The following is a 13,909-nucleotide window of genomic DNA, read 5'->3' as shown; positions in this document are numbered from 1 at the left end:
TAATAATATAGTAATTGCTACTAAAATGCTTAACTTATTGAAAGAGTTGATATGATATGACAACAGGTATGATTATTACGCTAGTGATTGGATCTATTCTTAAATTGATAATGAGCCCTCCCAGTATAGCTGTAGGATGGGGGGTAAGTAAATTTGAACTTCATAAAAAACTTGATTCAAAAGATGTGACGGTAACATTCAATGGAAAGAATTTAAATGAGGAAGAAAAAAATAGATTTACAGACTATTTTAATAAAGCTTCCTTTTTGAAAAAACATTATATATTTCCAGGTAATGAAAAATTATTTTTACAGCCAGAGACTAATGTTACTCCAATTATCATGAACGTAAAAAGAGGCAAAAAAGATGTTAATTTCTTTGTTTTTAGTTATGACAATCACGTTGATGTAGTCAAGAAGTACAAGGAGAAGGTTGTTTCATATAGTATTAGTTCTGAACATCTACAAAATTTCGCAGCTTTAACTACAAATGCAAACCATTGAATAAATTAGGGATTCGGTCACTGACCTAGAATCCCTTTTTAATACCCTGAAAAATTACGTGAATATAGTAGCGAAATTATCTTCCAATTCAATTGAATGGAGGATTGTGATTTTATTATGACCAAAAAGTTGGGATTATTGCTACTCATCCTAGCACTCAATACTTGATGAACGACTTCCTTTAATAGAAATAGGAGTAATCTACCATAAGAGGAATAATTCTTGCTTCACTATTTTATTCCATAATAGCTGGTATAATAATGGTAGAATCATACATTCATAAAGGAGAGAAATTGATGACAGCTCAACAACAAGCAGCAATGCAATCCATGATCGACTGGCTAGCAGATGAACACGAACTTGGGCAAGAACCCAAGAAAATAGAAATTGCAGCAGAATTTGATTTACATGATATGCACTACTATATATTCAAGTATAAAAAATCATTGCTAGGAAAATGGCTCCTTGGCGTATGTGGAGGCTATGAGGATCCGTCTGACACTGAGCATTGCGGCCATGTATTCAGTGAGATGCAACCTTATGACCCTGCGACTGCAGAGCAAGAAGCTGTAAAGATGGTAGAATTAATCCGAGAATACTGGATGCAGCAGGCTGCAGCATATGAAGCTGCTCAATCTATGGAGGACGAGACAGAAACGCAAGGTAATGGTTCTGGTATTTTTAACGGTTTCGTTCTGCTTAACTCTGCAGAATGTGATATTGATCAGATAAAGGCAAACCTTTTGAATGATTGGGACATCAGCTGCTCGTCAGTAGAGGATGAGGAAAACGACGAAGAAACAGAGGAAGGAACCTTGGTCTTTGAAGTGGACGACTGCATGTTAGCGGTTAGTTTTGTCGAAGCACCCGTACCAGATGGTGAGGCTGAGTATTATGCACAGGGAAATTACATGTGGAAGGAAGCTGTGGAGGTTACTCAAAAGCATGTAGCTCAAATCATCCTAGCTGCATTTACTCGCTCCGGTTCCCCGCTGGACAGTGGCAGGCTATACACTAAGCTGGCGGCAAGTTGTTTAAAGCTTCCTAACGCAATAGGGATCTATACATCTGGCACCGTATTCCAGCCTGAACTTTTTCAAGATATGGCTGAAGTCATGAAGAATGACGACATGTTTCCTTTACTGAATCTTGTTTATTTCGGCCTGGTCGGAACGGAAAAAGGGGTAGATGGATATACTTATGGGTTAAAAGCCTTTGGCAAGGATGAAATTGAAATTCTGGACAGTCAAGCAACTCCTGCCGAACTGCGTGATTTTTTGATTACGATTTCCGGATATATTGTAGAAGAGAATGTCACTTTAAGGGATGGAGAGACGATCGGCTTCTCAGCAGAGCAAAAGCTGCCGATTTCCCGTTCCGAGGCAGTTTATGTTGATGGGGATACTCTTAAAATCAAATACTAGTTTCATGATCAAAAGACACCGTAGCAGGTGTCTTTTTTATGCATCATAATCCCCGACTTCCAACTGTAAGGTGAGGGGAGGGATATCATCGATGTCAGCTTAGTCGAATGTTGAAATGTGGTCGTTCCAGAATGTTGTACTTACTTAAACATTTTGTTCGTGTATGATTAGGATTAGTCCCTCTAGAAAAAGTTGATTTATGAACCTTATTCATTTATTAAAATATTTTTATGTTGTATAGCAAGGTTAACCAACTTAAATTCACCTTCGCTTATATCTCCCTTGATGTTGTTTAGCTCGTTCCAAGCCAAATCATACAGGGATTTATCAATGATGCCTTTTAAATAAGCTTCTTCTAATTCATCAGCATCTTTTTCAATCAACTCTCCTGATGGTAACAAAATAAGATCTAAAAATAGATCATCCATATAAGGAACATTATTTTCTATTGCGTTTTTATGGCATATATCGATATACCATTGAATTATTTCTCCGTTAGCATTAAACATAGTTGTTACAGAATGGTTTTTTTCAAGGGGAAATTGTTGTAACCATATATAGCCGTTATCAACAATACATAGTTTTTTCTCTCCATAATTCATGAATAAAGGTTCAGTAACTAGGACTGTTTTCAATAAAGTTATAAAACCCTTGAAGTCTCTAGTGTCAAGGTACGACTGATTATACTTTCTTTCGATAACTCGTGACCATTCCGAACGGTCTCCGAACTTTCTCTTTAGCATACTGAACCTCCAAACTCATTTAAAATAATGAGGATACAAATCTTTATGCTGCCATATCCAGTTTTTCGTCTCAAGGATCATTTCTTCATAGCTCGGTACGGTAAATGAAAAATCTTTTCTTGTGTTGACTAATGTTTTATCAATGTTAACGAGGGGATATGGCTGGATTGTACTTTTATTTTCCTTGAAATGCGTATTGAATAATTGCAGGAGATCATACTTTGAAATACTGCTATTGTTGACGAGGTGGTAGAGGCCTGTTGTACCTTCAAGTGTTGCACGTTCAATTGCTTTTGCTAATGTTAGGGTCGTAACTCCAGTCCAAATTGCACCAGTATAGCCGCGAATAGTATTTTGTTGTTTCATAAACCAATTAAAAAGGCCAATGCCATCCTCCTTCAGATCAGGACCGATGATAGAATTACGAAACGTTAGATGTTGAGTACTTTCGATTTCTCCTAGTCCCTTCGTACGATCGTAAAAGGTTTCCCCATCGCGAAGGCTTTTTTCATGATAGGGAGCGGCTTTTCCTGAGAATACACAATCTGTACTTAAATGAATAAGCTTAGTGTTACTGTTTTTTAATAAAGACTCAATGGCATGAGGCAAATAACTATTGAGATATACACTTTTCTCGCGGTCTGTTTCACAGGCGTCATTTAATACACCGATACAATTCACCACAACATCATAGTCGTGATCTAAAATTAGTGATTTTAAAAAATTTGTATCTGTAATATCTCCCGTAATATTATTTCCGCAAGAAAAGGCGGATCGCGAATAGGTTGTTACATCATGCCCTTGGGCGTACAAATAGAGTGAAATTGTGTGACCAGCCATTCCAGTAGCTCCAAGTACTAAAAATTTCAAGGTTTTCCTCCCATCCAATTTTGTAATTCTTCTTGAATGAGAGGAAGCTTTAATAATTTTTCTTTTATTTCAGCGACGGATAGTATTTTCGTATTAGTAGAGTTATATTCGTCGGTCAATGTAATTTTAGGAGAGCCCTCATCAAGATATTTTCCATAATTTAAATCACGGTTATCTGCAGGGATTCTATAAAAATTCCCCATATCAATGGCCTTTGCAGCTTCTTCCTTTGTTAATAACACTTCGTAAATTTTTTCGCCATGCCGTGTTCCAATAGTTTGTATTTTATTTTGAGCTTGAAAAATTTCTAGTAATGCCTGTGCTAAATCCTCTATATAAGCAGCTGGTGATTTTTGCACCATAATGTCCCCGTTGTCAGCGTGTGAGAAGGCGTATAAAACTAATTCTACTGCCTCATCAAGGCTCATCATAAAGCGTGTCATTTTAGGATCAGTAATCGTTAAAGGCTTGCCGGCTTTAATTTGTTCGATAAATAAAGGAATAACAGAGCCCCTTGAAGCCATGACATTTCCGTATCGTGTTCCGCAAATTAATGTTTTCTCCGGATGAACCATTCTAGACTTAGCAATAAACGTTTTTTCCATCATAGCCTTCGAAATTCCCATTGCATTTACTGGATAAGCAGCCTTATCTGTTGACAGGCAAATAATTTTTTTAACACCAGCTTGAATAGCCGCAGTTAAAACATTATCAGTGCCTAGGATGTTCGTCTTGACTGCTTCTAGTGGAAAAAATTCGCAAGAGGGGACCTGCTTAAGAGCGGCTGCATGGAAAACAAAATCGACATCATACATCGCATTATGAATGCTTTGGATGTCACGTACATCGCCTATAAAAAATTTAATTTTCGGATGTTGATAGAGTTTACGCATATCATCTTGTTTTTTCTCATCTCTTGAAAAGATGCGTATTTCCTTAATGTTGGTATTTAAAAACCTCTTTAATACTGCATTACCAAAAGAGCCGGTGCCGCCAGTAATGAGAAGAACTTTATCTTTAAACATTGTATTGTTAATTACACCTCCTGCATGCATGGAAATAAGGGCGTTATTTTAATCCTCTTCGATGTAAATCATATTCAGAATTTTCTCTCGGGAAGTTATACCAGTATGCTAATTCATTTGTATATTTACTTGTCGGGTTTTTATCCATTAAAGCACAATTAAAATCCCAATCCCCTGCAATATCTTTTCTTATGGTAAAGGTTGCATCACCTATAAAACTTCTTCGAATAATTTTAAATTGTCCAGGTAATGTGTATCGATTTGATTCATCTTTTATAAATGCATAGCCTTCCTTTGTAAGCATGTTGTAATAATAAATATCAAACTGACCATCTACTTGGCCTAAGACGTTTCGAATAGCAGGTAAGTAGTGATCATCACTATCTATGATAGCTACATAATCACCAGTTGCTTCTGCGATACATCGATTATAGGCTACACTTGCACCCAAATTAGTTGGATGAGTAATTATTTTTAAGGCTGGACAGTTTTTTTGATAGTCCTCTAATAGGGCTAAAGTATTGTCGGTTGAGCCGTCATCGCATACGATAATTTCATAGGCGTATTCTTTAGGAATACTTTCTAACAATGTCAATATCCACTCTTCACTATTGTAGGCTGGTGATAAAAAACTAATTTTCATATAAAACCTCGATTCTTTTTTTGTTAGTAGAAGTGTTCAATAGGCGTAAGTAGAGTTTTAGAAAGTCTATACTTTTTACTTTGATTGACATAACGGATTCTTTATTACAATATGCGTTGTAAGAGTGGTTCTGTAGGCAATGGCTTACATTCGTTAGTTATTTAAAAGAGAGAAAAGCATTTTAAAATAAGGTGATTTTACTAGTGTGATAATGGTACTTATACTAATCTTTTCACATTATTGAACAAGAAATCATAATTTAATGAAACGCTTCATTTAAAAAAGGGGGATGTTATGTCAAAAAAGATAGCCTTCATATGTAGTGTGGAATCGTATAAGCTCTCCGATGCACATATTTTCAAAGATTTATGCCTAGTTCCTATTTTGTTAGGTGAATACTTAGGCTATGATGTTACTATTGTAACGACTGAAATGAATGAAGCATTATTGAAACAAACCTTTCCTTCTGTCACTTTTCAACATATTCCGTTTGAGGATGACTATGTTGCTAATATGAATAGTTATTTAATAGAGCATGCGAAGGACATCGATATTGCATTTGCGATAGGGCCTTATCCATCGTATTTATCGATCTTAAAAACATATAAAAAGTTTAATCCAAACGGAAAAATTTATATGAAATTAGATGTTAATCGGTTTTGGTTAAGTCGATTAAAAACTTATCCGTATTTTACAGAGTTACTCCAGCTTTGTGATGTACTTTCGTCCGAATGTGAATCTATTCAAAGCTCTATTCATGAATTTACCAATTTGGATATTAAACGTATTCCTAATGGCTTTTATGAGCTGTTTCAAACAGAGCCTGTTCCATATAAAGAGAAAGAAAATAGAATAGTAACGGTAGGTCGTTTAGATGCTCCTGAAAAACAAATTCTTCTAGCGGTAAAAGCATTTTTAGAAGCACAGCTTGCAGATTGGGAGTTTCGATTAATAGGTCCAATGTCAGAGGCGTTTAGACAGGAGCTGTTGAACGTGCTGAATGGAAATCCATTTGCAGCACAGGTCATAATGTTGGGACCGATTTATGATAAGGTGCGACTGGAAGAGGAGTATAGAAAGGCTAAAATTTTTTGCCTTACCTCTGTAGTAGAATGCTACGCTCATGTATTTGCTGAGGCCGCAAAGAATGGTTGTTATATCGTTACGACTGATGTCGATGGGGCAGCAGATATTACCCATAATCAGCGCTTTGGGACAATTCATCCGACACATGAATGGCAAAGTGTTGGGCGGACATTGCAGCAAGTAACGAAACAGGAAGCTTTATTGGCTGATGCATGTGAACACCTCCAAACTTTCGCAAGAGCGGAATTAAATTGGAAACATATTGTGCAAAAAGTAGCCGAATATTTAGAGGAAAAGCCAATCGGATAAGAGGAGTATATTCCGAGAATGGAGTGAAAACAGGGCGACCATATTTATATTAGCGTCGCTAGAAGGGGAATAAAGCATGCTTCTTCTTGACCAATACCCTATAAATAAGAACCCCTGAAAAGAGTGCATAGTTGGAGCGGAAATAACTCTCTCGTTATCGTGAATAAAACACGAATACTTCATAAAAAAGTAAGCGCCAAATACTACAAACCACCTAATGAATATTAATAATCGTGAGACAATCACAATAATCATTAGGTGGTTTTTTCATGACCAAATCAGAACGTTACCGCTTATGGTACTAACATATCGGGCCTTTAAGACAGTAGTGAAAAAAGTGTCGTTGCCTGGTTTTTCAAACAGGACGTATCTGTTAAAGTATGTATTGTTAGTAAAAAAAGACACGCTCATAAAATCCAACTTTTATTTAAGAAAGATACGTTAGAATTTAAAAACTTATTTTTGTAACAGAAATTAAATGATAACCATTAAAGGTTAATTTATATACATCAGGTTTTTCTGTAGATTTCCAGAAATAAAGTGATCATAATAATTATTTTCCATATGTATTCCTCAACGAACAAGAGGAGTGAGCAATACTTTTCGATGAATATCAAAAAAGCGCGAGAAATCAACGTTTCTAAAATTGATTTCTTGCGCTTTTTAAAGTTTTGACCTGCTTTGTTCCAACTTTATCTTCTACACTATCTTCAACCGAAAATTCTATCTTTCTATTACATCATTTTTCAATCAAAGGAGGTAAATATTTTATTTTATTTCAAGTGTATATGGTTGAGAACTAGCTTTGCCGTAATATTCACTTACTTCAATAAAGTAAGTTCCTTTATCAAGTGTGATTGTACCTACCTCAGCATCTCCAGCTCCGTAATAATCAAAAGTTTCTACTGTTTTTCCTTTTGCATCAATAATACGGATGACGCCATCTAGTGCTTTTTCTGTTTTAAGAGAGAAGGACACATCGCGTTTGCTGTCGTTTTTAAATTCGAAATAGTCTTTATCACCAAATTGAACACCAGCATTTAAATATTGATTAGCCACCCATTTACCGTCTTTTTTCGTAAGTACAGTCGGTTTTGTCGGTACACCGTTAACTAACTTGGAATCTGCATCTTCATCAGCTTTTTTATGATCAAACAAAGTTAAATTATACGGTTGGATTGATAATTGACCATTATTGCTTCCGTTAATAACAATAAAATACCCGTGAGCCTGTTTTGCTTTAAAAGAAGTATTTACATCTGTTGTCCCGCCAAGACCGAGTAGCATTTCGATAAGATCTTCACCTTGTCCAAATTGAATTTCTGTTGCCATTTCTTTTGGATCAATTTTTCTATTGCCATTTGTATCTTCAATAATGGAGCCTGAAAACTTCAAGTCATTTTGAAGTTCTTTAGGTAACTTATCTAGCTGCTCTTTTGTATATGGTACAGAAGAAATAAGAAGACTCATGATTTCGTCTTTGCCATATTGTTTATAATAGTAGAAATCTGTATCATCTTGATAAATGATATGATCTTTGTAAGTTGTACCAGGTTGAATTTTAATAGCAGTTTTTGGTGTATTATTATTTGTATTATCCTCTTTTGGAATAGTTGCCATTTTACTTGTTTTAAGTGTATACGGTTCAGAAGAACGGTCACCTAGATTCATTACTTTTACAACATAGGTTTTATCCTTTTTCAATGCAATTGTCTTCGCTTCGTTTTCATCAATTGATGATCCAAGAAGTAGACTAAGTATCCCCATATCGTTAGTTAATGAAGAAACTGGGATTAATTCTTTTGTTTCCTCATCGTATTCGAATATATTACCAGCTGGTGATTGGTTAATACCTTTTTGAATGTTGAACCCATAAACGGCATTATCTTTAGCTGTAAATTTGAAGTAATCTTCATCATCTTCAGTTTGGAAGTATGCTTTTTGATCTTGACCAATATCAAAAGGAATCGCTTGTTCCATAATTTGCTCAACGTTTTCTGGTTGTTCCATAGCATCTGGATTCATGAACATATTCATAAAATCATTCTTTTGATTACGTTTTTTTGCTGTATATTCATTAAAAGATAAAAGATCGTCATCGTTTTCTATGCTGCTTTCTAGCATTCCTTCTAATGAAAGGCCGTCTTCATCTTCTGGAAGGGTAACGACTTCACCTTTTAATGTGTAAGGAATGATGGATTCACTAACAGTTGCTTCAGTATCAATACCGCCGCTATAGAACATTTCAAGTGTAGAATTGAAACTGTTTTCATTAGAGACGCCGATTACATATTTTTCATTAGGCTCAGCATCGACAACTAAGCTTACTCCATCGCCTGTATCCGTGCCGTAAGATGCTCGGATTGGGTATGCCTCACCAAATTCTTCTGCATCGACTTCCTCTGACTGTAGCAGATCAAAATCATCTTTTAGATAAAGCTCCATGGATGCTGTAACACCTGGAATTCCAGTTAAATCAAATTTCAGTGTAGTTGGTTCATTTACTGAAAATGTAAAATAATCTTTGTCACCTAGATGATCTTCAGAAAGTAGTGTATAGTTTTTCCCTTCTGTACTGAATGGGAATTTTTCAATGTTCTCCATATGCTCCATATCTAATGAATCAACTGGTAATTCTTTAGTCGTTTGAGCTGTGAAGACATAGTTAGAAGCACCTTTTGAGCTATAGTTGCCATTATGGTCTTTAACTCCAATAAGAAGGGTTCCTTTTTGATCTGCATTATATAAGTATCCTTCTTGCTTGCCTACGCGAACATCATTGACGTTAATTGGTTCTACTTTTTTATTAGAACCTTCAGGGTAGAAGTACAAATCAAATGCATAATCATATTTGTCTGCACCATTTAATGTCAGTTGAGCATATTCATTTTCATCTAGATCAACCTTGTACCATTTCTTTTCGTCCGGTTGGTTGAATGAACCTTTTTCAGTATTTAATGTATCCTTTTTCAGGACTTTAGCGTTTTTCAAGCGCTCTTCTTTTGTTTCTGAATACTGTTTTGGTAAATCTTTTATATTAAACTGTAATGCTTTCACAGGATCTACTAGACCATGTCCAAATGTAAGATCATAGCCCGTCTCACCTAAATCCTTTGCAGTCTGTTCGAGAATAGCTTCTATTTCATAAGGCTTTAAATCTGGATATTTTGATTTTAAAAGTGAAGCTACACCGGCAACAACAGGAGATGCCATCGAAGTTCCACTAAATTTTACAAAGGATGATCCTTTTTTCTCATCATGAACAGTACTATAAACATCTTCACCTGGAGCTACTAGATCAACCGATGGACCATAGTTTGAATAGCTTGATAATTTGTTTCGATCATTCGTAGAACCTACACTAATAACGCCTTCAAAGGAAGCGGGGAAGGAGTAATTATCTGTCGATTCATTTCCGGCAGCAGCTACAATGGTAACTCCTTTTTCAATCGCTTTCTGAACGGCTTCCTCCATTAATGGAGATTCACCATAGCCGCCAAGACTCATATTGATAACATCAGCGCCTTGCTCGATAGCATAAAGGATGCCTTGTGCTATGACGAAATCATTAGCACCATCTTTTCCGTTGAATACATCGATCGGAAGAAGCTTGGCCTTTGGATTGATCCCGTGTCCTCCAACACCATTATCTTTTGCAGCGCCAATAATTCCTGCTACATGTGTTCCGTGGTCACCAGGATAAGAAGTATTGGCAGGTGCTGCAGCATTATATGGAGGTAGCACTTGAGATTTTAAATCTGGATGTTTAAAATCCACACCAGAATCGATAACTGCCACTTTTACATCATTTTTACCTGCTAATTGTAATGCTTTATCAATTTGAAGTAGATTTAAATGATACATTTCCTGTTTCTTTGGATCTGTTTTCGTACCAAATGAATGGTACACATAGCTTGGGGATACACTTTTAACCCCTTTTTGCTGAGCGTAATATGAAACTGCTTTTTCTAAATTTGTTCCTTTGTTCAGTTGGATAACATCGTAACCTAATGAAGGAATAGAGCGGATCACTTTTGTTCCAATTTTGTTATGCACACTTTTATCAAGACCAGAATGTTTGACAATAATCGTATCCTGACTAATCCATTCTTTTTGATTTTTGAATGCTTGGTCCTTATTGCTAGCTACTTTCACTAAATCTTGGCTCTTTGTTGTTTTTTGTGGAGCTTCAGCAAAGGCAGAAGCAGCAGGAACCATTAGTGCAGCAGATGCTACTAGAGCGACTGATTTTTTCTTCCAGTTTTTCAACTGTTTTCCCTCCTTGGGTGTATTAAATATTTGGGCAATCTCTACTATTACGAATAAGTAATAGAAAAGTTTCATAAATGAGGATATATTTTTCTCAGTTTCCAATCTATATTTTACCATTATGTTCTGCCCATCGTAAAGATTGGTAGAAAGTAGATGGAATCCCCATAGGATCACTAAAGTAAAATTCACATCCTTCCAGATAGCAGCTGCCATTCCTACTCGAATTGTGAAAGAGTAGTAGAATGTATTAGCCACAATAAATTTCAATTATGGACAAATTGTCTTAAAGTTGCTCTATAAGTTTGTGTAAATCTTCCTTAGAACGAGGCATTTTGATGCTTTTCTCAAATAGTTTTTTGTTTTGTAAAGCAGTGGCCATTTCGAAGACCCATGGGCGTTCAAGATGGGCTCTTTCAAGTAAATCATCTTGAAAGAACAGTTCAACGGGATCACCATTATAAATAATTCTCCCATCTTCCATAACGACTATTTGATCTGCCCATTCATAGGCTAACGGGATATCATGTGTTGCCAGTAAAATAGTTCGTTCGCCGTTTTCTAACGTAGCTAAATATTGTAAAACTTGTGCACTATAATAATTATCTAGTCCAGCGGTCGGTTCATCTAATAAAAAAACAGAAGGTTCCATTGCAAGTACTCCTGCCATTGCGACACGTTTTTTTTGTCCAACACTTAAAAAATGTATCGGTTTATCGAGCAATGCTTCAACCTCGGTTTGAGAGATAGCCCAAGCAATTTTTTCTTCAATTATTTCAGTTGTCCAGCCAAGATTCAGAGGTCCAAACGCAATATCTTGTTTAACAGTGCCAGAAAAAAGCTGGTTGTCTGCATCCTGAAAAACAATACCAACCTGTTGACGTAATTCTTTTAATGCTTTTCTACTATAGTTGAGTGCTTTCCCTTGAAAGGATATACTTCCAGCTGTAGGCTTCAAAATTCCATTTAAATGCTGAAATAATGTTGATTTTCCAGCACCATTATGACCAAGTAAAGCAATTTTTTTCCCTTTTGGAATTTGAAGTGTAATGTCTGTTAAAGCATGAGTTCCATCTGCATAAGCGTAAGATAATCGTGTTAATTCAAAGTACAAATCTGTCATGAGAAAAAACCTCCATAAATGATGAGGAGTATAAAAATTGCTACAATACCTAGCCAATTTTTCATGTTATAGGTAATCTCCTCCTGCCAATAGACCGTCTCGCCACCCCGTGCTTCCATCGCATTGTTTAGTTCACGACTACGTTGGAACATCTCAACAAATAAAGCTGCAATCAGCATGGAGACCGAGCGAAGCCAATGCATAGGGGAGCTATATCCTAGACGAGCCTGCTGAGCAAGATGAATTTTTTGCATACTATCTAAAAAGATAAAAATAAAACGATACGTTAGTTCTACTAGCTCTACGAATAGAGTAGGCAGTCGCCATTGTCGTAGGACATAACAAATAGATTGGACTGATGTCGTAAGAATTAAAAAATACAAACAGCTTATACTGCCAAGTACGATGAAAAAAAGCTGTTGCGCTGTCACTAAGCTCACACTGCCAACAAATATTGTCCAATGATGAATAGAAATTGACCAAATAGTTGGAGGTAACGTGCTTGTTGCTGGCGCTATAGAAATTAAAATGGATGCTAAACTCGAAAGTAAAAAAAATCCGGGTAGCAATAGTAATTTTGCGTAATATTTAGCTGGGATTTTTGCACCTACAATGATAAAAGCACTCATCACAATAAATGTAATGAGTGAGATTCGTTCATCTCTCATGATAAGCGACAATAAAAGCAGTCCAAAGGAAAACGTCATTTTTTCTAGCGGATGAACAGACGCTAGTTTATTCATATAAGCATACTTATCAATGAGTAACATCGCTTAACCCTCTTTATGTTTACCACGCATTAAGCCGATGAAATAGCCAATAAATCCGGCTCCAATAGCAGCTTGGAGTGCGAATAATAAGCTTTCTATTTCACCACTTGGTGGCTCCCATAAGCTTTCAAACCAAGGCTCGTAGTTAGCATCTATTTCACCAATTGCTGCCTCCGCTTCGCCATCAGCACCTTCAAAATCTGCGCCTTTTTGAATGAAGAGGGGGATGATTGCTAACAACACAACAATTGCTAAGAGCAGTAAATTTTTTTTCATGTTAGTGAGCCTCCTTTGCCGAGAAAACGCGTAAAGCTTTTAATTCGCTCACATTGTATTTTTTTAAGAAGTTCATAACGATCACTGTTAAAATGCCCTCGCTAACAGCAAGAGGAATTTGAGTGAACGCAAAAATACTAGCAAACTTTGTAAATGAAGCTATAAAGCCTCCGACCTCAGAAGGGAAGGCGAGAGCTAATTGTACAGAAGTGACAATATATGTACCTAAGTCACCAAGCATTGCTGCTAAAAAGACAGCTACTGAAAATGATAATCCCATTTTCTGAGAGCCCTTAAAAACATAATAAGCAATAATAGGACCAGCAATTGCCATAGAAAAGGCATTAGCACCTAAAGTTGTCAACCCACCATGTGCTAAAAGTAAAGATTGGAATAATAATACGATTGTCCCGATAACACTCATCGCTAATGGTCCAAAAAGAACTGTCCCAAGTCCGACCCCTGTCGGATGTGAACAACTACCTGTTACAGAAGGGATTTTTAAAGCTGATAGTACAAAGGCAAAGGCACCAGATAATCCTAAAATCATTTTTGTTTCAGGATTTTCATCAATAGTTTTACGAATAGAACGTAATCCTAAAATAATAAATGGAATGGATAAGACCCACCAAAAAATTGCCCATTCAATTGGCAAAAAGCCCTCCATAATGTGCATTGCAAATGCACGATCTGGCACGAATAAAAATGCCAATAAGAAATAACTAAGCTTCCAACCTGAGAATTTCAAAACCTCTCCTCCTCACATTAAAATAGTTAGAATTAGTATGCGATGAAATCAAAAAAGCACTTCTCCAATTGTGGAAAAGTGCATAGCTAAAAATGCAAATAAAATTCTAATTTGCTCAGC

The 13,909-nt window shown here is 36.2% G+C and carries 12 protein-coding genes; 3 read left to right on the top strand and 9 right to left on the bottom strand.

Features of this window, described 5'->3' with window-relative positions:
• The first annotated feature begins 56 nt into the window (after window positions 1-56).
• Window positions 57-503 carry a YfmQ family protein gene (locus ABNX05_RS15230; protein WP_349660501.1) on the top strand — a complete coding sequence of 149 codons (447 nt, stop codon included), beginning with the start codon at window positions 57-59 and terminating at the stop codon, window positions 501-503.
• Window positions 504-799: 296 nt separating this feature from the next.
• A complete protein-coding gene (locus tag ABNX05_RS15225) occupies window positions 800-1,927 on the top strand; it encodes a DUF4261 domain-containing protein (protein WP_349660500.1) in 1,128 nt (375 codons plus the stop codon).
• A gap of 206 nt (window positions 1,928-2,133) precedes the next feature.
• Here ABNX05_RS15225 and ABNX05_RS15220 read toward each other — a convergent pair whose 3' ends face one another.
• From ABNX05_RS15220 to ABNX05_RS15205, 4 genes are all read right to left on the bottom strand, one after another.
• A complete protein-coding gene (locus ABNX05_RS15220) occupies window positions 2,134-2,529 on the bottom strand; it encodes a ribonuclease FAU-1 family protein (protein ID WP_349660499.1) in 396 nt (131 codons plus the stop codon).
• A gap of 156 nt (window positions 2,530-2,685) precedes the next feature.
• A complete protein-coding gene (locus ABNX05_RS15215; RefSeq protein ID WP_349660498.1) occupies window positions 2,686-3,540 on the bottom strand; it encodes an SDR family oxidoreductase in 855 nt (284 codons plus the stop codon).
• Window positions 3,537-4,565, bottom strand: a complete 1,029-nt coding sequence (locus ABNX05_RS15210; RefSeq protein ID WP_349660497.1) for a polysaccharide biosynthesis protein — start codon at window positions 4,563-4,565, stop codon at window positions 3,537-3,539. Before ABNX05_RS15210 ends, ABNX05_RS15215 begins: the two co-directional genes overlap by 4 nt.
• A 43-nt stretch (window positions 4,566-4,608) precedes the next feature.
• Entirely contained in the window at window positions 4,609-5,208 is a 600-nt protein-coding gene (locus tag ABNX05_RS15205) for a glycosyltransferase family 2 protein (RefSeq protein ID WP_349660496.1), read from the bottom strand.
• A 294-nt stretch (window positions 5,209-5,502) separates the two neighbouring features.
• Here ABNX05_RS15205 and ABNX05_RS15200 point away from each other — a divergent pair, with 294 nt between their 5' ends.
• Window positions 5,503-6,603 (top strand): glycosyltransferase family 4 protein, encoded by a 1,101-nt coding sequence (locus tag ABNX05_RS15200; protein ID WP_349660495.1) that lies wholly within the window; start codon window positions 5,503-5,505, stop codon window positions 6,601-6,603.
• A 768-nt stretch (window positions 6,604-7,371) separates the two neighbouring features.
• On the opposite strand, the gene ABNX05_RS15195 is transcribed toward ABNX05_RS15200, so the two are convergent.
• The 5 genes from ABNX05_RS15195 to ABNX05_RS15175 form a co-directional block, all read right to left on the bottom strand.
• A complete protein-coding gene (locus tag ABNX05_RS15195; protein WP_349660494.1) occupies window positions 7,372-10,872 on the bottom strand; it encodes a S8 family peptidase in 3,501 nt (1,166 codons plus the stop codon).
• A 286-nt stretch (window positions 10,873-11,158) separates the two neighbouring features.
• Window positions 11,159-11,995, bottom strand: coding sequence for an energy-coupling factor ABC transporter ATP-binding protein (locus tag ABNX05_RS15190; protein WP_349660493.1), 837 nt, complete (start codon window positions 11,993-11,995; stop codon window positions 11,159-11,161).
• Window positions 11,992-12,765, bottom strand: a complete 774-nt coding sequence (cbiQ, locus tag ABNX05_RS15185; protein ID WP_349660492.1) for a cobalt ECF transporter T component CbiQ — start codon at window positions 12,763-12,765, stop codon at window positions 11,992-11,994. Before cbiQ ends, ABNX05_RS15190 begins: the two co-directional genes overlap by 4 nt.
• A gap of 3 nt (window positions 12,766-12,768) precedes the next feature.
• On the bottom strand, window positions 12,769-13,041 hold the full coding sequence (locus ABNX05_RS15180) for an energy-coupling factor ABC transporter substrate-binding protein (protein WP_079561978.1): 273 nt from the start codon (window positions 13,039-13,041) through the stop codon (window positions 12,769-12,771).
• 1 nt (window position 13,042) lies between these two features.
• The gene (locus tag ABNX05_RS15175) at window positions 13,043-13,789 is read right to left on the bottom strand and encodes an energy-coupling factor ABC transporter permease (RefSeq protein ID WP_349660491.1); all 747 of its coding nucleotides are present in this window, start codon (window positions 13,787-13,789) and stop codon (window positions 13,043-13,045) included.
• Window positions 13,790-13,909 lie beyond the last annotated feature (120 nt).

This window comes from Lysinibacillus zambalensis (assembly GCF_040183165.1).
Classification (GTDB): Bacteria; Bacillota; Bacilli; order Bacillales_A; family Planococcaceae; genus Lysinibacillus; species Lysinibacillus zambalensis.
This window is presented reverse-complemented; position numbering and strand designations above follow the sequence as displayed.

What these genes read in the sequence shown, in the direction of transcription:
- ABNX05_RS15230 (WP_349660501.1), top strand. Translation starts at nt 57, where the DNA reads ATGACAACAGGTATGATTATTACGCTAGTGATTGGATCTATTCTTAAA.
- ABNX05_RS15225 (WP_349660500.1), top strand. Translation starts at nt 800, where the DNA reads ATGACAGCTCAACAACAAGCAGCAATGCAATCCATGATCGACTGGCTA.
- ABNX05_RS15220 (WP_349660499.1), bottom strand. Translation starts at nt 2,529, where the DNA reads ATGAATTATGGAGAGAAAAAACTATGTATTGTTGATAACGGCTATATA.
- ABNX05_RS15210 (WP_349660497.1), bottom strand. Translation starts at nt 4,565, where the DNA reads ATGTTTAAAGATAAAGTTCTTCTCATTACTGGCGGCACCGGCTCTTTT.
- ABNX05_RS15205 (WP_349660496.1), bottom strand. Translation starts at nt 5,208, where the DNA reads ATGAAAATTAGTTTTTTATCACCAGCCTACAATAGTGAAGAGTGGATA.
- ABNX05_RS15200 (WP_349660495.1), top strand. Translation starts at nt 5,503, where the DNA reads ATGTCAAAAAAGATAGCCTTCATATGTAGTGTGGAATCGTATAAGCTC.
- ABNX05_RS15190 (WP_349660493.1), bottom strand. Translation starts at nt 11,995, where the DNA reads ATGACAGATTTGTACTTTGAATTAACACGATTATCTTACGCTTATGCA.
- cbiQ (WP_349660492.1), bottom strand. Translation starts at nt 12,765, where the DNA reads ATGTTACTCATTGATAAGTATGCTTATATGAATAAACTAGCGTCTGTT.
- ABNX05_RS15180 (WP_079561978.1), bottom strand. Translation starts at nt 13,041, where the DNA reads ATGAAAAAAAATTTACTGCTCTTAGCAATTGTTGTGTTGTTAGCAATC.